This is a genomic window from Cupriavidus pauculus, from assembly GCF_022179805.1.
GTDB lineage: Bacteria > Pseudomonadota > Gammaproteobacteria > Burkholderiales > Burkholderiaceae > Cupriavidus > Cupriavidus pauculus_E.
The window spans coordinates 521594-540847 of sequence record NZ_BPUO01000003.1; the positions used below are offsets into that span (position 1 = coordinate 521594).

Consider the following 19254-nt stretch of genomic DNA (forward strand, 5'->3'; position numbering starts at 1 on the left):
TCGGGGCGACGCGCTCAGCGCCACAGGAACATGGCGCAGATCGTGGACACGAACAGCCCGGCCAGCACGGGCAGCAGCAGCGCCCGCACGGCGTCGAGCACCGGCACACGTGCAAAGCCGGCCACGGCAATCAGCGACGACCAGGCGATCAGCGTGCCGCCGCCCGTCCACACCGCGCCCATCTGGCCCACGGCCGCCAGCGTGGCCGAGTCGAAGCCCACCACCGGACCCAGCGCACCGGCCAGCGTGCCGGTCAACGGCAGCCCCGCAAAACCCGAGCCGTCGATGCCGGTGATCATGCCCACCAGCAGCACGCCGAACGCCACCAGCACGTGGTTGTCCGGGATCATGTGCTGGTAGGCCTGGATCAGTTCGAACAGCAGGCTCGGCGCCTTGCCGGCGTCCACGCCCAGGATCTGCGCGGCGGTCTCACCGGCACCCACGAAGAAGAAGCCCGCGATCGGCAGCACCGACCCCATGGCCTTGAACGCGAACACGAAGCCGTCGGTGATGTGGTCCGGGCACACGTCGAGCATGCGGCGCGGGCCTTCGGCGGCCAGCGTGGCCAGCATCATCAGCAGCGCGGCCACGCCACCCACCAGTGCGGCAGCGGCGCCGCCCTTCAGGTCGGGCATGCCCGAAGCCACCTTGGGCGCGACCATCAGCGTGACCACGCAGGCGAACGCCAGCGGCGTCAGCACGGCAAAGAACTTCGACCACTTCACGCGGCGGCGCGCCACCATGGCCAGGCTCTGTTCGATATTGGCGTCGGTGGCCAGCGGTTCTTCATGCGAGGTACCGCGCGCGATCTCGGCCTTGTCGAACGTGCCGGTGGCTTCCACGGCGGCGTCGGCACCCGTGGCACGTGCCTGCCAGCGATCGAGCAGCGCGCCGTTGGCCGGCACGATGTGGCGGCGCATCGACAGGTAGGCCAGCGACAACGCGATGGCGCCGGTAATGATCGACAGGATCAGGGCCCGGTCTGCCACCACGGCTGCGCTGACTGCCGCACCCGCCGCCTTGGCGCTGATGCCGGGCGCCACGCCAATCACGTAGTCGGAGGAAAGCGCCATGCCCTGGCCGGCGATGGCAATGGCCATGGCACCAGCCAGCGGCGGCAGGCCGGCGGCAATCGCTGCCGGCAGCAGGATGGCCGACACCAGCGGCACGGCCGGCGTGGGCCAGAAGAACAGCGAGATCACATAAGTAATACCGGCCAGGATGAAGTAGGCGCTGTGCCCGTTCTTCATCACCACCCGGAACGGCTCGACCATGCGGATATCGGATCGCAACGTCTTCAGCGCATTGAGCAGCGCGGTCATGAACGCGATGACCAGGAAGATATTGAACAGCTCCTTGGCCGCGACCAAGCTTGCCGAAAAGATGCCGCCCAGCGCGCTGATCGGGCTTCCGGTAATGGCCAGGATCACGAGGAAGGTGCCGAGAATCGACGGCACCACCACATTGGCCCGCAGGATCATGGTCAACACGATCACTGCCACGCCTAGCAGATACACCCAATGTGCCAGGCCAATCTCAACGGTTTGATGCATGAGGCTCCCCTTTTCCTGGGGCCCTTGTGGGGGCGGTATAAGAATTCTGTCTTGCTTCTGTTTTTGTATACTATATCCCGCAGTGAACGAAGAACAAGCGAAAACTGCGCGACATAGGGAAATCACCGCATCGGTGCCGATTCTGGCTACAGAGCACGGTTTGCGCGCATGCCGCACCAATCCGGCAAATCCCGATAACCTGGGAAAACCCTGTGGCTTTTTCCGAAACTATGTGTAGACTGTATACCAAATCAGCTTTCGAGATGCCTTGCCATGTTCCATGTGACTGATGCCCTGATCGATCGCCACGTCACGGCCGCCGATGCCCAGGCCGCGATGCTGGAAGCCTTCCGGAGTTTTGGCCGGGGAGAGGCCGCCATGCAGGAACGCATCCGTACGGAAGCGGGCGGCGTGAAGCTTTCGACGCTGGGCGCGGTCATTCCGGCCCAACAGGTGGCCGGTGCCAAGGTCTATACAACCATCGCCGGTCAGTTCTCTTTTGTCATCCTGCTGTTTTCTACGGTTGACGGCTGCCCGCTGGCCTCGTTCGACGCCGGCGCCATCACCCGGCTGCGCACCGCGGCCTGCACGGTGCTGGCCGCGGCCCGGCTGGCGCGCCCCGATGCACAGACGCTGGCGCTGTTCGGCGCCGGCACGCAAGGCGTGCAGCATGCGCTGCAGTTGTCGGCCGCATTGCCGCTCAAGCGCATCCTGGTCTGCGACCCCTATGCCGATGCCGAGGCTGCCGAACGGCTGGCCGCGCAGTGCGGCATCGAGGTGGCCTTTGCACAGCCCGACGAAGCCGTGGCCGCGGCGGACATCATCGTGACGGCTTCGCGCTCCACCACGCCGCTGTTCTCCGGTGCGCTGGTCAAACCCGGCACCTTCGTGGCCGCCATTGGCTCCAGCCTGCCGCACACGCGCGAACTGGACGACACGCTGCTGTCGCGCGCCGCCACCGTGGTGGTGGAATGGCGCCCGCAGTCGCTGCGCGAAGCCGGCGACCTGGTGCTGGCGGACAAGGCCGTATTACCCGACGACAAGATCGTGGAGCTTGCGGATGTACTACTCGAAACCCAGACGGTGCGCCGGCATGCCGACGACATCGTGATCTACAAATCCGTGGGGGTTGGCCTGGAGGACGTGGCGCTGGCAGGTATTGCCTGGCAGCGCATCTCCGCCGCGCAGGCTGCCGCCGCCTGATTCAGAAATACCGGAAGTCACCGCTTGCGCGTTTTTTTTATCGCCCGATTGATGTTGTAGAAAGTATACAAATTCATTCCACCCCGAACGCCAGACAAACAGGAGTCCCCAAATGCCTGAACTCATGAACCGTGAAGATTTCCGCGCCGCCCTCGAGAACGCCATCAAAGGCAAGAGCGCCAACCAGGCGCCGTTCAGCAAGGCCTGGGCCGGCGGCACGCTGACCCGCGAGCATCTGGCGCGCTGGGCCGAGAACCACTATCACTACGTGGGCCCGTTTGCCGATTACCTGGGCTACATCTACGCCCGCACGCCCGACCACATGACCGAGGCCAAGGACTTCCTGCTGGCCAACATGTACGAGGAAGAAATCGGCGGCGACCGCCATACCGACCTGCTGATCCGCTTTGCCGAAGCCTGCGGCACCACGCGCGAACGCGTGGTGAGCCCGGACAACATGTCGCCCACCACGCGTGGCCTGCAAAGCTGGTGCTATGCCGTGGCGATGCGCGAAGACCCGGTGGTGGCGGTGGCCGGCCTGGTGGTGGGCCTGGAATCGCAGGTGCCGTCGATCTATCGCAAGCAAACCCCCACGCTGCGCGAGAAGTATGGCTTCACCGATGAAGAGGTCGAATTCTTCGACCTGCACATCGTGTCCGACGAAATCCACGGCGAACGCGGCTACCAGATCGTGCTGGAGCATGCCAACACGCCCGAGCTGCAGCAGCGCTGCCTGAAGATCTGCGAGATCGGCGCGCAGATGCGCCTGCTGTACACCACGGCGCTCTACTACGACTACGTCGACACCAAGCAGGAAGCTGCCGCCGCCTGACGCGCGCCGTCGCAAGGCATGCCGGGCCACGTGCCCGGCGTCTCTACCGAAACAACAAACAGGCCCCGCAAGATGACCGAGACGTACCGCAACTACATCGACGGCGAATGGTGCGACAGCGCCAGCGGCCGCACGCTCGATAACGTCAATCCCGCCGACACGCGCGACATCGTCAGCCGCCATGCCGCCTCGGACGCGCGCGATGCCGCCGCCGCCGTGGCCGCCGCCGCTGCCGCCTTCGATGGCTGGAAGGCCACCCCCATCGGCAAGCGTGCCAAGATCCTCAACGATGCCGCCGCGCACCTGGAAGCCAACGCCGACGCCATCGCCGCCGAACTCACGCGCGAGGAAGGCAAGGCGCTGAACCTGGCGCGCGACGAGATCATGCGTTCGGCGCAGACGCTGCGCTTCTATGCCGTGGAAGGCCAGACCTTCAGCGGCGAAAGCTATCCGAACGACGACCCCGACATGCTCGTGTACAGCCTGCGCGAGCCGCTGGGCGTAGTCACGGTGATCTCGCCGTGGAACTTCCCGGTGTCGATTCCGGCGCGCAAGATCGCCCCGGCGCTGATCACGGGCAATACCGTCGTGTTCAAGCCGTCGTCCGATGCGCCGCTGTCCGGCTACCGCCTGGCCGAAGCGTTCGTGCGCGCCGGTATCCCCAAGGGCGTGCTGAACTTCGTAACCGGCAGCGCCGCCGAAGTGGGTCCCACCATCGTCGAATCGCGTGCCGTGCGCGCGGTGTCGTTCACGGGGTCGACCGCTGCCGGCGAGCAGATCCACAGGTCCGTGCCGATGACCACGCGCACGCAGATGGAGCTGGGCGGCAAGAATCCGCTGATCGTGATGGAGGATGCCGACCTGGACCGCGCCGTGGACCTGGCCATCAAGGGCGGGCTGTCGCTGTCGGGCCAGGCGTGCACGGGTACGTCGCGCATCCTGGTGACCCGCGAGGTGAAGGCCGCCTTTACCGAAAAGCTCGTGGCCAAGGTGAAGACGCTGAAGATCGGCAGCGGCATGACGCCGGGCATGGACCTGGGTCCGCTGGCCACGCGCAAGCAACTGCAGACCGTGCTCGGCTACATCGAAGCGGGCAAGCAGGAAGCCACGCTGCTGTGCGGCGGCGAAGCGCTGACCGACGGCGAATTCGCGCATGGCTACTACGTGTCGCCCGCCGTGTTCACCAATGTCACGCAGCAGATGCGCATCGCTCGCGAGGAAATCTTCGGACCGGTGCTGGCCATCATCGAGGTGGACGGCTATGCCGATGCCATCGCCAAGGCCAACGACACCGAATACGGCCTGTCCGCCGCCATCGCCACACGCAATCCGCGCTACATGCACGACTTTGCGCGCGACATCGAATCGGGCACCGTGAAGATCAACCGCACCACCACGGGCAACCTGGTCAACGCGCCGTTCGGCGGACTCAAGCGCTCCAGCACGTCGACGTTCCGCGAATCGGGCCGCGCAGGGCTGGAGTTCTACACGCAGATCAAGACCGTCTACCAGGGCGTCTGATTACACGGACACCAAGAACACGAAGGACACGAACATGAAGAAAGCCATCAAGCTGGAACTGAAGGAAGCCCGCCACATGGTGGCGGCCGCCGTCCGCAAGGCCGAGGAAATCGGCGTGCTGGAATCGGTCTGCATCGTCGATGACGGCGGCTATCCGCTGCTGCTCGAACGCATGGACGGCGCCCGCATCACCGGGCCGCAAATCGCCTGGAACAAGGCGTTCACCGCCGCCGGCCACAAGCGATCCACGCACCTGTTCAATACGGCGCCGAACGGCCCGGCCCTGCCCGGCAATGAAGCATTCGGCATCCAGTGGAGCTTCGACGGCAAGTTCGCCGTCTTCGTGGGCGGCTATCCGATCGTGGTCAATGGCGAAGTCATCGGCGGCGTGGGTCTGTCGGGCGGCAATGGCGAGCAGGACACCGCGTGCGGCGTGGCCGCGCTCGAAGCGCTGCGCGACCTGCTGGCCGCCGAGGACCTGACCGTGCTGGCGCAGGCCGACATCAAGAAGTAAGAGGGGAGATCGTCATGTCCCATCGGGTCGAGATAGCGGAAACGCAGCAGGTGTTCATGGTGTCGCCAGGCGAGTCGGTGCTTGACGCCGCGCTGCGCAGCGGCGTGGCCCTGGCGCATGAATGCACGTTCGGCGGTTGCGGCACCTGCCGTATGCGCGTGGTGCAGGGATCGGTCTCGTACGAGGATTTTCCGATGGCACTGACGGAGCAGGAGCATGCCGAGGGCTTTGCGCTGGCTTGCCAGGCGCGGCCCGAGGGTGACCTGATCATCAGCACGGCGCGTGCCGACGGCCCGCAGGTGCCCGCGCGGCGCACAACCGCCAATGTGCTGTCGGTGGCGCCGCTCGGTCCCGACGTGCTGCATCTGCGCCTGGCGCTGCCCGACGACGAACCGTTCGCCTACGAGCCGGGCCAGTATCTGAAAGTCCTGCTCGACGATGGCACCCATCGCAGTTTCTCCATGGCATCGGCACCGGCCGGCAACGTAGTGGACTTTCATGTGCGGCAGATCGCCGGCGGACGCTTCACGTCCGAGCGGCTGCCGCAACTGCGCGCCGGTGACCGCCTGGACGTGGAACTGCCGCACGGCAGCTTCAGCCTGCACAAGGAAGACTATCGCCCGTTGCTGATGGTGGCCACGGGCACGGGCCTGGCGCCGATCAAGAGCATGCTCGAATCGCTGATGGACGACCCCGATTGCCCGCCCGTCTGGCTCTACTGGGGCATGCGTTCGGCGGCCGATCTCTATCTGCACGACGAGATCGCCACCTGGGGCGAGCGGCTGTATGACTTCCAGTACGTGCCGGTGCTGTCACGCGCCGACGAACACTGGCAGGGTCGTCGCGGCTATGTGCATGACGCCGTGGCCGCCGACCTTGGCGACCTGTCGGAACACGCGATATACCTGTGCGGATCGCCGAACATGATCCACGACGCCAAGCAGACCTTCACGGTGCTGGGCGCCCAGACGCCATTCATGTATTCGGACGGCTTCACGTTCCAGCATGCAGGCGGCTGAGCGCTAGAACGGCTGGACGGCGGCCGGGTACGGTACCGGTAGATGTCTACCCTATGTCTTCCATGTGGAGGTGACGGTATACAATAGCGGCATTCACGCCGTGGCCCATCGACCGCGGCACTACACCGATTTCCGACGGCCGAACCGATCATGAACGACGCCACCGCCAGTGCCTTCAAGCCGAATCCGGATGCCCCGGCCGCCAGCCTGGGCGCCCAGCATTCCCCTCTTTTCGCGCTGGTCACGGACACCCTGCGGCAACGCATTCTTGGTGGACAGTACGAGCAGGGCGAGCGGCTGGTGGAAAACACGCTGTCGCTCGAACTTGGCGTATCGCGCATTCCCGTGCGCGAAGCCCTGCGCGCGCTGGCGGCCGAAGGGCTGGTGCGGATCGAGCCGCGGCGCGGCGCATCGGTGGCACGCCTGTCCGCCAATATCGCTCGCGAAATGGTGGAAGTGCGCGCCACGCTGGAAGGGCTCAACGCCAAGCTGGCAGCCCAGCGTCGCGACCCCGCGTTGATCCAGGAACTCGAAAAAGTACTGAAAGAAGGCAACGATGCCGTCGACAGCGGCCAGACCGAGCGCTTTGTCGAACTGAATTCGCGCTTCCACGAGGTGCTGGGCAACATCGCCGCCAACAGCGTGCTGCAGGACATGATGCGGTCGCTGCGCGAGCGCACCGCGCTGCTGTTTGCGCCGGCCAATCTGAATCGCGCCCGCACCAACTGGGACGAGCACGCGCAGATCCTGCAGGCCGTGATCGCTGGCGACGCCGACCTGGCAGCGCTGCTGGCCACGCGGCACGTCTTTAGCGCGGCCAAGGCCGTGGATTCGATGAACGAGGCGGCAGCCGTGGGTGCAAACCCGTCGGCCTGAGCCCTGCACGTACGATCCGACGAGGCGCCGGCGCCTCGTCGGCACCTGTACCAAAACACGCACCACTTCGAATCCGGCAATCCCTTGTTGCGCACCAGTAAATGGCGCAGTGCACCATGCGAGTGTATACTGTAGGCGTTTACTGACCGCAATAGGGAATGACCATGAAATACCCGGATGCCTCTTACCTCAGCCGTCCGGTGGGCGAGCAGCTCCTGAGCCACTTCGCACGCCGTGACGCCGTTCGTCATGCCACGCCGCTGCTGCCGTTCCGGCTCGCCGACCTCGTCGCACTGTTCCGCGCCGGCACCTCGGGCCGAAAGACGGTCTGATCCAGACCCCGGCCCGCCGCCATGAAAAAGGCCGCCCGATGAGGCGGCCTTTGTTTTGCCCGGAGTCTTGCCCGTCAGGGGTTCAAAGCGGTCCTGGCGGCATTTCCACGCTGCCGAACTCGGCTGACCGCGTGCCGCTGATCGGGCGATTGCTGGCGCCGAAATAGGCAAACGCCACCGACATCTTCACCGCCTCGGAATCATTGCGGCCCGCCGCGTGGAACAGCCCGCTATCAAACATCAGCACGTCGCCCCGGTGCAAGGCCAGCGGCATCGCGCCCTTGAGCAACGCCTGGCTGGCCGGATGGGCCTCCACCAGGAATTCGGCCGGATCGAGCTGTGCCGGGTCGAGCTTGGCGCGATGCGAACCGGGAATCACACGCAGCACGCCGTTGCGCTCGTCCTCGTCGCCCAAGGCCAGCCACACGGTGACCAGCTCCGGCTTCACGAACGACCAGTAACGCGTATCCCGATGCCAGCCGGTCTGGCTGCCGTAGTGCGGATGCTTGGTCATCACGCAGTTATGGTGGGCCAGCGTCAGGCGCGCGGGCTCGCCCAGCAGCGCCTCGACAGTCCCCACCACCTGCGGATGGCTGGCCCAGCGGCGAAACGCCTCATCGCGGCCGTAGGCCTGGCGCAGTCGCCTCACGGTATTGCCGCCCGTTTCCTGCCGGGTGGCAGGTGCACCGGGGTAGCCGAGATCGGCCTCGAACTCCACGGGCGGCACGGTGGCGGCCAGATGCTGGCGCGTCACGGCTTCCAGCGCCGCGCAGGTGGCTTCGCTGGCAAAGTTGCGCAGCACGATGTAGCCGCCCGCGTGAAATTCGCGGGCCAGGCTGGCCAGCGCCGCCTGGTCGGCCAGCGGCGCGGAGCAATCGAAATCGAGAGAGGCAGGCGCGCCAGACACGCGCAGTTGCGAAGCAGTCATTGCAGCAGCTAAGACGATTCTGAAAGTGGCACAAGTGCCAACAGCCCGATGATGCCAGAACCTGCGAGATCCGGCGCGGCCTGGCGCCCGATTCCGGTGCACTGGCCCACTGTCACCCCCATGCAACCGTGCGGAAACCCACTGTCCCGGGTGTCCTGCACGCCGCTACAATGGCCGGACCTTGCCGCACCGTAACGTCATCGCCCACCCCTTCTTGATGCCGCCATCGTGACTGCCCGACCCCGCATTACCGCCTCGCTGGCCGAGGCCCAGAACCAGCTTGGCCGCATCGTGCTGGGCAAGCCGCGCCAGGTGCGGCTGTCGCTGGCCTGCATGCTGGCCGGTGGCCACCTGCTGCTGGAAGACGTGCCGGGCGTGGGCAAGACCACGCTGGCCCACGCGCTGGCGCGCACGCTGGGCCTGCAGTATCAGCGGGTGCAGTTCACCAGCGACCTGCTGCCCGCCGACCTGGTAGGCGTTTCAGTGTTCATGCGCGATGCCGGCGACTTCCGCTTCCATCGCGGTCCCATATTTGCGCAGCTGGTGCTGGCCGACGAGATCAACCGTGCGCCGCCCAAGACGCAGAGCGCGCTGCTGGAAGCCATGGCCGAGCGCCAGGTCACGCACGACGGCGTCACCCATGCGCTGCCGGTGCCGTTTTTCGTCGTTGCCACACAGAACCCGCTGGAACAGATCGGCACGCACGCGCTGCCCGAATCCCAGCTGGACCGCTTTACCATGCGCGTATCGCTAGGTTATCCGGACCCCGCCTTCGAGCGCGTGCTTTACCTGGGCGGCACCACCGCCCCGGAAGCCACGGCCGTCATGGATGCCGAGCAGGTGGTGGCGCTGCAGGCCGCGGCCAGCCGCGTCTACGCCAGCCCGGCGCTGGTGGACTACGTGCTGGCGCTGGTGCAGGCCACGCGCAACGAACCGGGCTTCGTGGCCGGACTGTCGCCGCGGGCCGGCCTGGCACTGCTGGCCTGTGCACGTGCATGGGCACTGCTGGACCAGCGCGACATGGTGGTGCCGGAAGATGTGCAGGCCGTGTTCGCGCCGGTGGCCGCGCATCGGCTGCTGCCAGCCGGCCAAAGCGCCGCCCCGCTCGATCGCCTGCTGGCAAGCGTGGCGATTCCCTGAGCACCACGCGCCAAACGCCCCAACGCCCGCGCCACCATGCCACGCGCCTCGACGGCACCCCGTCCACGCCGCGCTGCGTCGGCCGCCATGCCGATACCGCGCCCGCGCCGGCCGCGCCTGCCCGTCAACGGCGTAGTCAGGCTGGACCGGCGCCACCTGTACATCCTGCCCACGCGCAGCGGACTGGGCTTTGCCTTGCTGTTGCTGGCAATGCTGACGACATCGCTCAACTACAACATCAGCCTGGGCTTTGCGCTGACGTTCCTGCTGGTGGGCATCGGCATGTCGTGCATGTGGATGGCCTATCGCAACCTGCTGGATCTGGAAATTTCCACGGGCGCGGTATCGCCCGCGTTCGCCGGGGATGCCGCCGTGTTCGCGCTGCATGTCGCCAATCACGAGGCGGGCGCGCGCATCGGCATCGAAGGCGTGACCGCATCGGGCCGGCCGGCCGACGCGGCCGCAGCCTTGACGCTCGACGGGCTGGAACAGGGCGCGCTGGCCGTTCACGTGGGCGCACCGCAGCGCGGCAAGCTGGCCCTGCCACGCGTCACCCTATCCAGCCGGTTTCCGTTCGGGCTGTTCCGTGTCTGGAGCTACGCGGACTTTCCGCTCGCCACCTTCGTCTACCCGGCGCCGGAAAGCCATCCGCCGCCGTTGCCGCTGATGGCCCGGCCCGATGACAGCGACGACGGCGCCATCGGCGTGGCCTCCGACGACGGCATCGACCAGTTGCGCAAATATCGCCCCGGCGATCCGCTGCACCGCGTGGCCTGGAAGCACAGCGCCCGCACCGGCCGCTGGTTGAGCCGCACCGGCCAGGTGGACCGGCAGCCCGGCTGCTGGATCGACTGGGACGCGCTACCGTTCGCCATGGATACCGAGGCACGCCTGTCGCGACTGTGCGCGTGGGTCCTGGCCGCCGGTGATCAGGTGGAAATCGGCTTGCGGCTGCCCGGCGTGGAAATCGCGCCCGGGCACGGCGCCGCCCATCGGCGCGCCTGCCTGGAAGCGTTGGCCGTATGGCCGGAGCGGCGCGCATCATGAAGGCGACGACATCACCCCGGTCGCTCGGGCACCAGGAACACGGCATGCTGATCGGGCAACTGGCGCTGGTGCTGGCGCCCCAGGCCCGCACGCTGCCGGTATCGATCAGCCTGCTGCTGGTATTGCTGCTGGCATGGCGCTGGCTGCTGTGGCGCCAGCGCGCGCCGCTGCCGTCAAAGCTGATCGTGGGCGTGGCGGCGGTGCTGGTACTGGGGATTGCGGCGGCGCTGGTCTGGCGCGGCGGCGGCAGCTTCGGACGCGAGCTGTGCGTGGCGCTGCTGGCGGCGTTCGTGATCCTCAAGCTGATGGAAACAAAGGCGTTGGGCGACGCCACGCTGGTCACGCAGCTTTCGTTCTACCTGCTGCTGACGCTGTATCTGGAGGATCAGCCGTTCTGGCTGGCGCTGTACAGCATGGCCATTGGCGCATGGATCCTGCGCAACTGGCTGCTGTTCCATCATCCCGAAGCGCGGGGGCGGCTGGCCATCTGGCCGTTGCTCGGCCGCATGGCGCTATTCGGACTGCCGTGGGCGCTGTTCCTGTTCGTGCTGTTTCCGCGCCTGGACCATCCGCTCTGGCGCCTGCCGCAATCGGAGAAGGCAGGACGCACCGGCATCAGCGACACGATGCGTCCGGGCAGCATTGGCGAACTGATCCGCTCCCCGGACGTGGCATTCCGCGCCGATATCGTGGGCGACCCGCTGCCCACCAGCGCGCTGTACTGGCGCGCCCGCATCCTGTGGGACTACGACGGCCAGGCCTGGCGGCCCGACGACTTGCCGCCGACACGATCGGCGCCGGGCTTGCGCGACGATGCCGGGGACAACGCCTCCGTTCCGCTCCCAACGAATTCTCCCAACGGCGCGCGCGAGTACAACGTGACGCTGGAGGCCACGCAGAAGCCGTGGCTCTATCTGCTGGACCGTGGCACGGCGGTATCGGACAGCCTGGCGGCGCAGATTTCGGCTGACGGCGAGTTCTTCGCGCGTTCGCCGGTGGACCGGCCGACGCGCTATCGCGCACAGTCGGTGCTGCAAGGCGTGTCGCAACCGCTGACGCGGCGCACGCTGCAGTTGTCGCTGGCCTTGCCGGAAGGCAACCCGCGCAGCCGCGCACTGGCTGCGGACTGGATGGCCACCTACTCCGATCCGTGGCAGCGCGTGCAGGCAGCCATGCGACTGTTTGCCGGTGCGCCGTTCGCCTATACGCTGTCTCCGCCGCCGTTGGGCAAGGCGCAGGTCGACAGCTTCGTGTTCGATACGCGGCGCGGGTTCTGCGAGCACTACGCCAGCAGCTTCGTGTTCCTGATGCGCGCCGCCGGCGTGCCGGCGCGCGTGGTCATCGGCTATCAGGGCGGCGAGTACAACCCGCTCGGCAAACACTATGTCGTGCGTCAGTCCGACGCCCATGCGTGGGCCGAGGTCTGGCTGGCCGACCGCGGCTGGGTGCGCGTGGACCCGACCAGCGCCGTCGCCCCAAGTCGCGTGGAAGAAGGCGTGGATGCAGCGCTGGCTGGCGAGGAACTGCAATCGCTGCGTGACCTGCGCGCGCCGGGCTGGCTGCGCGATCTGCGCTGGAGCTTCGACGGGCTGACCTACAAGTGGCAGCGCTGGGTACTGGAATACGACCGGGGCCAGCAGACACGGCTGCTGGAACACGTGGGGCTGGGAGACCGGCTGCCGCAGGTGCTGGCGGTTGGGCTGGCCGCACTCGGCCTGGCTGCATTGATTCCGATGTGGTTGCGCCGCCGTCGCCTCGACCCGGTACAGGCGCTGTACGAGCGCTACTGCGGGTTGCTGGCGCGGCATGGCATCGCGCGGGGCACATCCGAGGGTCCGCAAGACTTCGCGGCGCGTGCCGAAGCCGCCCTGCCAAGCGCCGCACCAGCAGTGCGAGCATTCACTGACCACTATGTGCGATGGCGCTACGGCGCGCCCGATGCCGCGACGCAGCCCGGCATCGTCGCTCAGTTGCGCCGGGCCCTGCGCGATTTGGGCCGAAGCCTGGGCAAGCGCTGACGGGGTCTGCAACTGTCCCGCCAGCAGTCCAGATCGTCCATGATTCAAACCTTGCGCGGCGCCGCGTCCACACATATAGTTTCATTTGAAATCATTTCAAATGAAACTATATGTCGTTCGAACGTCGCATTGACCGGTTCTGTGCCGAGCACCCCGAGGCACCACGCGACCTGATCCTGGCGTCGCGGCTGTTGCTGCGTTCGGCACGGCTGCTACGGCATCACATCGAGCGCGCGCTCGTGCCCTACGAACTGGATCTGAACCATTACCTGGTGATCAGCATGCTGGCCATCGACGCCAGCGAACCCACCATGCCATCGGAACTGGGCATGACGATCGACGCGACGCGCACCCAGATGACCCGCCTGGTCGATGGCCTGGAAGCACGCGGCCTGGTGCTGCGCAAGGCGTCGGCACATGACCGGCGCAGCCTGGAACTGACCCTGACGCCGGCCGCCCATGCCCTACTGGAACGCGCCGCGCGTGCCGTGCATGCCGCGTACGGCCAGGCGTTTGGGCCGCTGGGCAAAGACGGCCTGGCGGCGGCAACCCGCGAGTTGACGGCATTGCATCAGCATCTGGTCGCGCTGGAGGCGACCCGCGCGTGAGTTCAAGGGTGGGCCCCTGGCATCGGCTGCGTGCCAGTATGCGATGGCTGCGCTTGCTCAGTCATCGGCAGCGGCAGACGCTGCTGATGATGCTGCTAGCGCTAGCCACCGGCGTGGAATTCCTTGAAAACATCATGTTCGTGTTTGCGTCCAGCCATATCGTTGGCGGCATCGACGCAGACCCGCGCAGCTTCGCGCTGGTGCAGGCCGCCTATGCGGTGGGCAGCATGATGATGATCCTCAAGCAGCAATGGCTGGCGCAACGCTTCGGGTACCGGTACTACCTGACCGGATCGCTGCTGCTGTTCATGGCCGGCACGCTGGCCGCCGCAACCAGCACCGGATTGCCCCAGATGGTGGCCGCCCGCTTCATGCAAGGCGTAGGCGGCGGCGCGTTGTTCACAAGCTGCCGCATCCTGGTGAACCTGATGTTCGCCCCCGCCGACCGCCCGCGTGCGTCGCGCATCTTCATGCTCGGGATCTTCGGGGCATCGGCCATGGCACCGGCATTCGCCGCCGAACTGGTGGAGCACGGCGTGTGGCAGGACGTGTTCTACGGCGTGCTGCCGTTTGCCGCGCTGGCCGCCCTGGGCTGCTGGCTGCTGCTGCCCGACGCCGAACCAAGCGACGACCAGGAGGGCGCGGCCCTGGGGCCGCTGCTGTTGTTCGGCGTGGCCATCGTCGCGCTGCAGGCATCGATGACCGAGGCGCGCTTCGACATCTTCTCGCACCCGCTGCGTGTCGTGGTGGCGGCCGCCGTCGCCCTGCTGCTGCTCGGTTCGTTCCTGTGGCACCAGTGGCACCACGACTCGCCGGTGCTGCGGCTGCGCGCGCTGCGGCAACCCGTGTACATGACGGGTCTGGCGATGTACTTCGTGTACTACATGATCAGCAACCTGAGCAGCTACGTGTTCCCGATCTACGCGGAGCAGGCGCTGCGCTTTCCACTGGCGACCACCGGCTGGCTCAATACGCTGGCCGCGATCATCAGTCTGGCGGGCATCTGGATCTACCTGCGTGTGGCGCGCCGGCTCACGCACAAGAAGCCCGTGATGGTGACCGGCCTGCTGCTGATGGCCGCCGCCATGACGTACTTTTCCTTCATGTCACCGGACATCGGACCATCCGCCCTGATACCGGGACTGATCGCCAAGGGGCTGTTCGGTGTGATGGTCATCATTCCGATTGCCGGGCTGACCTTCCGCACGCTGAGCGACGACGACTTCGGGCACGGCTATCGCAGCAAGAACCTGGTGCGCCAGATTGCGAGCTCGTTTGCGTCGTCGCTGGGTGCCGTGCTGCTGCAGAATCGGCAATTCGCGGTGCACACGAGTCTGGTACATGCCGTGGGCCAACGCCCCGCCGAGGCCGAGAACTGGATGCATGCCATGCAATCGGTACTGGTGGCGCGCGGCTTCGATGGCGCGCAGGCGCATGCCGGTGCATTGGCGCAGATGGCGGCCATCGTGGACCAGCAGGCAAGGCTGATTGCCTGCCAGGATCTCTACCGTTTGATTGCCGCGATTGCGCTGGCGGCGGCGGTCTTCATGCTGGTACAGCGCCGGCTTGACTAGCCAGGCCTTGCACAGCGGGGAAAGAGGTGTACGCGTTGGGCGCCGGGGACGGCGCGGCAATGGCGGCGGTCATGCCATCGCGAAAACTCATGCACGCCCTGGGTCAGGCACGCGGTTCAAGCAAGTACGTTCAGAACAACGTCAGCTGGCGCATGCCAAAGCCGACCGTCTCTTCCACGCGCGTGCGGGCATGCAAAAGCGAGCCTTCGGCGCCGGAATAGTTGCCGGCCGCCCAGTGGTAGACCACAGGCAGATCACCGCGATCGGACAGGCGGACTTCGCCGAGCTTGTCGCCGCGTTCATTTCGGTAGTAGTGGGAGCGGTAGCCGCGTTCCCAATGGGGCGGGGCTTCCTTCTTGCGCCGACGTGCCGTCGACTTCCTGGTGACTGGCGTCAGACGCCGCGCCAGGTCAGTGCCCGGCGAGATGGGGGCGCGGGTGAAATCCAACTGCATAGACTTCCTTCTTCTGTCGATTCAGCAAGAACCAGAAGTGGTGACGTGAGTCACCACACGCTTCATGCATCGCAGTCGAGATGATACCCGCTCAAACGCTTAATTGGGGTGATTTGTCGCCCGGAATTCCGCTTCTGGCAAGGGTTTGCGGGCGTATACGCGTATACGTATACGCCCCCTGTATACCCGCCGTATACCTGCTCGCGGGTGTCCGCCGCAGCGTGTTGGTGTCGTGTTGAAGCTCAGCCGAGATCGAGCGGAATGAAGATTCGCGCATCGTCTCGCTGCACCAGCAACGCCACCTGCTTGCCCGATTTCGACACCAGCGCACGCAGTTGTTCGGCAGAGGAAATCGAGGTGCCGTTGAGCGACAGGATGACGTCGCCCGGCTGGATGCCGACACGTGCAGCGGGTCCGGCAACGTCTTCCACGACCAGGCCGCCGTCGATTCCGCTGTCGCGTTTTTCGGCCGGCGTCAGCGGACGCACCGCGAGACCCAGGCGCCCACCAGCTTCGCCGCCGGCCTTGGCTTGCGCCGTCGCGCTTTCCTTCACGGCGCCGATCCGCACGGTCAACGTCAGCGGCTCGCCTTTGCGGATTACCTTGAGATCGCTCTTGGTGCCGGGCTGCAGGTCTGCCACGTGCTCGGGCAGATCGCCGGAATGATCGATCACGTCGTTGCCGAGTTGCACGATCACGTCGCCGGGCTTCAGGCCAGCCTGCGCGGCAGGGCTATCGGGTTCAACCGAATTCACCAGCGCTCCGGCCGGCTTCGGCAGCTTGAACGACTGCGCCAGCGCCTGGTTGACTTCCTGCACTGAGATACCGAGGCGGCCGCGCGTCACCTTGCCGTGGGCCACGAGCTGCTGCTCGACCTTCTTCGCCACGTCGATCGGAATCGCAAACGACAGGCCCTGGTAGCCGCCGGTCTGGCTGTAGATCTGCGAGTTGATACCAATGACTTCGCCGCGCTGGTTGAACAGCGGACCACCCGAATTACCCGGATTTACTGCCACGTCGGTCTGGATGAACGGCACATACGTGTCATCGGGCAGCGATCGCGACTTGGCGCTGACGATCCCCGCCGTCACCGTATTCTCGAAACCATACGGCGAGCCGATGGCAAGGACGGGCTCGCCAACACGGATCTTTGACGGATCGCCCAGCTTCACGGTGGGCAGGTCCTTGGCGTCGATGCGGATCACGGCGATGTCGGTCTGCGGGTCGCTGCCCAGCACCTTGGCCTTGAACTCGCGGCGGTCGGTCAGCTTGACCGTGACCTCCGTCGCGTTGTCGACGACGTGGGCGTTGGTCAGGATCAGCCCATCGGAGCTGACGATAAAGCCCGACCCGAGACCCTTGACCAGTTGCGGCTGCTGGCTCTGCGGACCCTGCGGGCCGAAGCGCTTGAAGAACTGGAACAGCGGATCGTCCGGATCCATGCCCGATGGCACCTGTGCCGACGTACGCTGCGCGCGCGCCGTGACGCTGATGTTGACCACGGCGGGGCCGAACTGGTCGACTATGCCCGAAAAGTCGGTCGGGGTGGCTACCGCCATGGGCGCCGTCACCGCCGGCGCGGGGGCAGCGTATCCGGGCGTGATCGCGTCCTTCTGGAGGTAGGCATAGCCGCCGGCCAACGCAGCAAGCGCAGCAACACCGACAGCGGAGCGGACAAGAGTCTGGCGAATCATGGTGTTTTCCTTTCTGGATGATGGGCGGCGCCTCGAAGGGAGTGGCGCGACAGATGCATCCTAAGCAGCCACACTTAAACCAGACTTAAGGGTCTTCGATTCACGGCACCGTCAGCCTTTGATCCGACACCAGTCACCCCTATGCTCTATGAGATTGATCGAAAGTTTATCTTGCACACAATTAAATTGTGTATAAGATATAGTCATGACGACGCAGACAAATCTTCCCGGCACCGAGGATTGGCTGAAGCTGGATCAGCAGTTTTGCTTTGCGCTGTACTCGACATCGCTGGCGATGACCAAGGTCTACAAGCCCATCCTGGGTGAGCTTGGGCTTACTTATCCGCAGTACTTGGTCATGCTTGTGCTGTGGGAACACGGTGAATTGGCGATTTCGGAGCTCGGTGCGCGGCTTACCCTCGATTCGGGAACGCTGACGCCACTGCTGAAACGGCTGGAGTCTGCCGGGTTGGTACTACGCGAGCGCGACGCCAAGGACGAGCGTCGGGTGCTGGTGAGTTTGACGGAATCCGGTCGAGCGCTGCGAGCCAGCGCGGCCGGTATTCCTGAGAAGTTGGTATGTGCGATGCAGTGCTCGGTGGATGAGATCCAGGCACTGACAACGCGCTTGCATGGCTTACGGTCCACGCTCGAAACAGCGCGGTCGGAAGATTAACGGCCGGTCAGCCGGCATTTTTGGAACAGTCGCCCGCCCCCGGGCACCTTAGGAGAATGCAAATGAAATTGGAAAAAGTCCTGTACACCGCCCACGCATCGGCAACCGGTGGCCGCGATGGCCGCGCAACGTCGTCCGATGGCCAACTGGATGTCAAGCTTGCAGTGCCCAAGGAAATGGGCGGTGCCGGCAACGGACTGAACCCGGAACAACTGTTCGCGGCGGGTTACTCGGCGTGTTTCCTGGGCGCGATCCGCTTCGTGGCCGGTCAGCAGAAGATCACCGTTTCGCCGGACGCCAAGATCGAAGGCGCCGTCGGCATCGGTCAGATTCCGCAGGGCTTCGGCATTCAGGCGGAACTGAAGATCTCGCTGCCTGGCATGGACAAGGAAGCTGCCCAGAAGCTGGTGGAAGCGGCTCACCAGGTGTGCCCGTATTCGAATGCCACGCGTGGCAATATCGAAGTCACCCTGATCGTGGTTTGAGCACCTGTTCAAGCTCACAACCGATCGTAAAAACGCCGGCCCTTGGGCCGGCGTTTTTTATTTTGCGTCTTCGCTGTGCAGCAGGGTCGCGCACATAGCGCGCTTCTGTGCCGCAGTCATCCGCTTGGTTCGGATCTCGGCCTTCAGTGCCTCGGACTTGTTCGCGAATATCAACCAGCCCAGCAGACGTATTGGCTTGCGGGCGCGCGTGTATTTGGCGCCAATCCCTGCCACATGCTGCGCGTAGCGCCGCTGCACATCGGTGGTCACGCCGGTATAGATGGAATTGCCTTCGCACTCGAGCAGATAAAGAAACCATGGGGCTTCGCCATCAACGGCAATGCCACAGTTGGCTTCGGGCTCTTCGGTTTGTTGGGCGGAATCGGTGTCGACGGTCATTTTGACGCCGATGATACGCACTGTTTTCCGAGCGCGCAAAAGCAAAACCCCCAAGCTTTAGGGCTTGGGGGTTCTGGGTATAAGAGCCTGGCGATGACCTACTTTCACACGGGTAGTCCGCACTATCATCGGCGCAAAGTCGTTTCACGGTCCTGTTCGGGATGGGAAGGGGTGGTTCCAACTCGCTATGGTCACCAGGCATTGAGGGGTTGCTGCGCTGACAGACGTCAACGCAGCGAATTGGGTGTAGTAAAGGGGGTTGTGGCTGTATGCCTGTGGCACACGCGGACTCTCAGAGTCCTACCAGGTAAAACACACTGGTTATAGGATCAAGCCTTACGGGCAATTAGTACTGGTTAGCTTAACGCATTACTGCGCTTC

Annotated in this window: 19 protein-coding genes and 1 rRNA gene; 14 read left to right on the forward strand and 6 right to left on the reverse strand. The window is 65.3% G+C overall.

All coding sequences use genetic code 11. The annotated features are described in order from the left end of the window. Positions 1-14 precede the first annotated feature (14 nt). A complete protein-coding gene (locus MFF62_RS08580; RefSeq protein ID WP_238262120.1) occupies positions 15-1553 on the reverse strand; it encodes a hypothetical protein in 1539 nt (512 codons plus the stop codon). A 273-nt stretch (positions 1554-1826) separates the two neighbouring features. On the opposite strand from MFF62_RS08580, the gene MFF62_RS08585 reads away from it, so the two are divergent. The 7 genes from MFF62_RS08585 (at position 1827) to MFF62_RS08615 (ending at position 7850) form a co-directional block, all read left to right on the forward strand. Next, positions 1827-2756: an ornithine cyclodeaminase family protein gene (locus MFF62_RS08585; protein ID WP_238262121.1), complete on the forward strand. Its 930-nt coding sequence runs from the start codon at positions 1827-1829 to the stop codon at positions 2754-2756. A gap of 112 nt (positions 2757-2868) precedes the next feature. After that, the gene (locus MFF62_RS08590) at positions 2869-3588 is read left to right on the forward strand and encodes an iron-containing redox enzyme family protein (protein WP_238262123.1); all 720 of its coding nucleotides are present in this window, start codon (positions 2869-2871) and stop codon (positions 3586-3588) included. A 72-nt stretch (positions 3589-3660) separates the two neighbouring features. Next, positions 3661-5109, forward strand: coding sequence for an aldehyde dehydrogenase family protein (locus MFF62_RS08595; protein ID WP_238262124.1), 1449 nt, complete (start codon positions 3661-3663; stop codon positions 5107-5109). A 34-nt stretch (positions 5110-5143) separates the two neighbouring features. Further along, entirely contained in the window at positions 5144-5623 is a 480-nt protein-coding gene (locus tag MFF62_RS08600) for a GlcG/HbpS family heme-binding protein (protein ID WP_238262126.1), read from the forward strand. A 14-nt stretch (positions 5624-5637) separates the two neighbouring features. Then, a complete protein-coding gene (locus tag MFF62_RS08605) occupies positions 5638-6642 on the forward strand; it encodes a 2Fe-2S iron-sulfur cluster-binding protein (protein ID WP_238262128.1) in 1005 nt (334 codons plus the stop codon). Positions 6643-6792: 150 nt separating this feature from the next. Beyond that, a complete protein-coding gene (locus tag MFF62_RS08610) occupies positions 6793-7518 on the forward strand; it encodes a GntR family transcriptional regulator (protein WP_238262130.1) in 726 nt (241 codons plus the stop codon). 158 nt (positions 7519-7676) lie between these two features. Beyond that, positions 7677-7850, forward strand: coding sequence for a hypothetical protein (locus MFF62_RS08615; RefSeq protein WP_238262189.1), 174 nt, complete (start codon positions 7677-7679; stop codon positions 7848-7850). Between the two features lie 82 nt (positions 7851-7932). On the opposite strand, the gene MFF62_RS08620 is transcribed toward MFF62_RS08615, so the two are convergent. Continuing rightward, positions 7933-8778: a phytanoyl-CoA dioxygenase family protein gene (locus tag MFF62_RS08620; protein ID WP_238262132.1), complete on the reverse strand. Its 846-nt coding sequence runs from the start codon at positions 8776-8778 to the stop codon at positions 7933-7935. Positions 8779-9006: 228 nt separating this feature from the next. On the opposite strand from MFF62_RS08620, the gene MFF62_RS08625 reads away from it, so the two are divergent. The 5 genes from MFF62_RS08625 (at position 9007) to MFF62_RS08645 (ending at position 15165) form a co-directional block, all read left to right on the forward strand. Continuing rightward, positions 9007-9918: an AAA family ATPase gene (locus MFF62_RS08625; RefSeq protein WP_238262134.1), complete on the forward strand. Its 912-nt coding sequence runs from the start codon at positions 9007-9009 to the stop codon at positions 9916-9918. A 36-nt stretch (positions 9919-9954) separates the two neighbouring features. Beyond that, positions 9955-10965 carry a DUF58 domain-containing protein gene (locus MFF62_RS08630; RefSeq protein ID WP_404990700.1) on the forward strand — a complete coding sequence of 337 codons (1011 nt, stop codon included), beginning with the start codon at positions 9955-9957 and terminating at the stop codon, positions 10963-10965. Beyond that, positions 10962-12983, forward strand: a complete 2022-nt coding sequence (locus tag MFF62_RS08635; RefSeq protein ID WP_238262136.1) for a transglutaminase TgpA family protein — start codon at positions 10962-10964, stop codon at positions 12981-12983. The genes MFF62_RS08630 and MFF62_RS08635 overlap by 4 nt, the downstream gene beginning before the upstream one ends. 110 nt (positions 12984-13093) lie before the next feature. Further along, positions 13094-13591, forward strand: a complete 498-nt coding sequence (locus MFF62_RS08640) for a MarR family winged helix-turn-helix transcriptional regulator (protein WP_238262138.1) — start codon at positions 13094-13096, stop codon at positions 13589-13591. 38 nt (positions 13592-13629) lie between these two features. Beyond that, on the forward strand, positions 13630-15165 hold the full coding sequence (locus tag MFF62_RS08645) for an MFS transporter (RefSeq protein WP_238262140.1): 1536 nt from the start codon (positions 13630-13632) through the stop codon (positions 15163-15165). 130 nt (positions 15166-15295) lie between these two features. Here MFF62_RS08645 and MFF62_RS08650 read toward each other — a convergent pair whose 3' ends face one another. Both MFF62_RS08650 and MFF62_RS08655 read right to left on the reverse strand, forming a co-directional pair. Then, a complete protein-coding gene (locus MFF62_RS08650) occupies positions 15296-15619 on the reverse strand; it encodes a hypothetical protein (RefSeq protein WP_238262142.1) in 324 nt (107 codons plus the stop codon). Between the two features lie 242 nt (positions 15620-15861). Then, the gene (locus MFF62_RS08655; protein WP_238262144.1) at positions 15862-17313 is read right to left on the reverse strand and encodes a DegQ family serine endoprotease; all 1452 of its coding nucleotides are present in this window, start codon (positions 17311-17313) and stop codon (positions 15862-15864) included. 205 nt (positions 17314-17518) lie between these two features. Here MFF62_RS08655 and MFF62_RS08660 point away from each other — a divergent pair, with 205 nt between their 5' ends. Together MFF62_RS08660 and MFF62_RS08665 are read left to right on the forward strand one after the other, a co-directional pair. Further along, positions 17519-17989, forward strand: a complete 471-nt coding sequence (locus MFF62_RS08660) for a MarR family winged helix-turn-helix transcriptional regulator (protein WP_238262146.1) — start codon at positions 17519-17521, stop codon at positions 17987-17989. Positions 17990-18051: 62 nt separating this feature from the next. After that, positions 18052-18474 (forward strand): organic hydroperoxide resistance protein, encoded by a 423-nt coding sequence (locus MFF62_RS08665; RefSeq protein WP_238262148.1) that lies wholly within the window; start codon positions 18052-18054, stop codon positions 18472-18474. Positions 18475-18531: 57 nt separating this feature from the next. Here the strand turns inward: MFF62_RS08665 and MFF62_RS08670 are convergent, their stop codons facing one another. After that, entirely contained in the window at positions 18532-18873 is a 342-nt protein-coding gene (locus MFF62_RS08670; RefSeq protein WP_238262150.1) for a GIY-YIG nuclease family protein, read from the reverse strand. An 85-nt stretch (positions 18874-18958) separates the two neighbouring features. Next, positions 18959-19072 (reverse strand): 5S ribosomal RNA (gene rrf / locus MFF62_RS08675). Positions 19073-19254: the final 182 nt, after the last annotated feature.

What these genes read in the sequence shown, in the direction of transcription:
- MFF62_RS08580 (WP_238262120.1), bottom strand. Translation starts at nt 1,553, where the DNA reads ATGCATCAAACCGTTGAGATTGGCCTGGCACATTGGGTGTATCTGCTA.
- MFF62_RS08585 (WP_238262121.1), top strand. Translation starts at nt 1,827, where the DNA reads ATGTTCCATGTGACTGATGCCCTGATCGATCGCCACGTCACGGCCGCC.
- MFF62_RS08590 (WP_238262123.1), top strand. Translation starts at nt 2,869, where the DNA reads ATGCCTGAACTCATGAACCGTGAAGATTTCCGCGCCGCCCTCGAGAAC.
- MFF62_RS08595 (WP_238262124.1), top strand. Translation starts at nt 3,661, where the DNA reads ATGACCGAGACGTACCGCAACTACATCGACGGCGAATGGTGCGACAGC.
- MFF62_RS08600 (WP_238262126.1), top strand. Translation starts at nt 5,144, where the DNA reads ATGAAGAAAGCCATCAAGCTGGAACTGAAGGAAGCCCGCCACATGGTG.
- MFF62_RS08605 (WP_238262128.1), top strand. Translation starts at nt 5,638, where the DNA reads ATGTCCCATCGGGTCGAGATAGCGGAAACGCAGCAGGTGTTCATGGTG.
- MFF62_RS08610 (WP_238262130.1), top strand. Translation starts at nt 6,793, where the DNA reads ATGAACGACGCCACCGCCAGTGCCTTCAAGCCGAATCCGGATGCCCCG.
- MFF62_RS08615 (WP_238262189.1), top strand. Translation starts at nt 7,677, where the DNA reads ATGACCATGAAATACCCGGATGCCTCTTACCTCAGCCGTCCGGTGGGC.
- MFF62_RS08620 (WP_238262132.1), bottom strand. Translation starts at nt 8,778, where the DNA reads ATGACTGCTTCGCAACTGCGCGTGTCTGGCGCGCCTGCCTCTCTCGAT.
- MFF62_RS08630 (WP_404990700.1), top strand. Translation starts at nt 9,955, where the DNA reads ATGCCACGCGCCTCGACGGCACCCCGTCCACGCCGCGCTGCGTCGGCC.
- MFF62_RS08635 (WP_238262136.1), top strand. Translation starts at nt 10,962, where the DNA reads ATGAAGGCGACGACATCACCCCGGTCGCTCGGGCACCAGGAACACGGC.
- MFF62_RS08640 (WP_238262138.1), top strand. Translation starts at nt 13,094, where the DNA reads ATGTCGTTCGAACGTCGCATTGACCGGTTCTGTGCCGAGCACCCCGAG.
- MFF62_RS08645 (WP_238262140.1), top strand. Translation starts at nt 13,630, where the DNA reads ATGCGATGGCTGCGCTTGCTCAGTCATCGGCAGCGGCAGACGCTGCTG.
- MFF62_RS08650 (WP_238262142.1), bottom strand. Translation starts at nt 15,619, where the DNA reads ATGCAGTTGGATTTCACCCGCGCCCCCATCTCGCCGGGCACTGACCTG.
- MFF62_RS08655 (WP_238262144.1), bottom strand. Translation starts at nt 17,313, where the DNA reads ATGATTCGCCAGACTCTTGTCCGCTCCGCTGTCGGTGTTGCTGCGCTT.
- MFF62_RS08660 (WP_238262146.1), top strand. Translation starts at nt 17,519, where the DNA reads ATGACGACGCAGACAAATCTTCCCGGCACCGAGGATTGGCTGAAGCTG.
- MFF62_RS08665 (WP_238262148.1), top strand. Translation starts at nt 18,052, where the DNA reads ATGAAATTGGAAAAAGTCCTGTACACCGCCCACGCATCGGCAACCGGT.
- MFF62_RS08670 (WP_238262150.1), bottom strand. Translation starts at nt 18,873, where the DNA reads ATGACCGTCGACACCGATTCCGCCCAACAAACCGAAGAGCCCGAAGCC.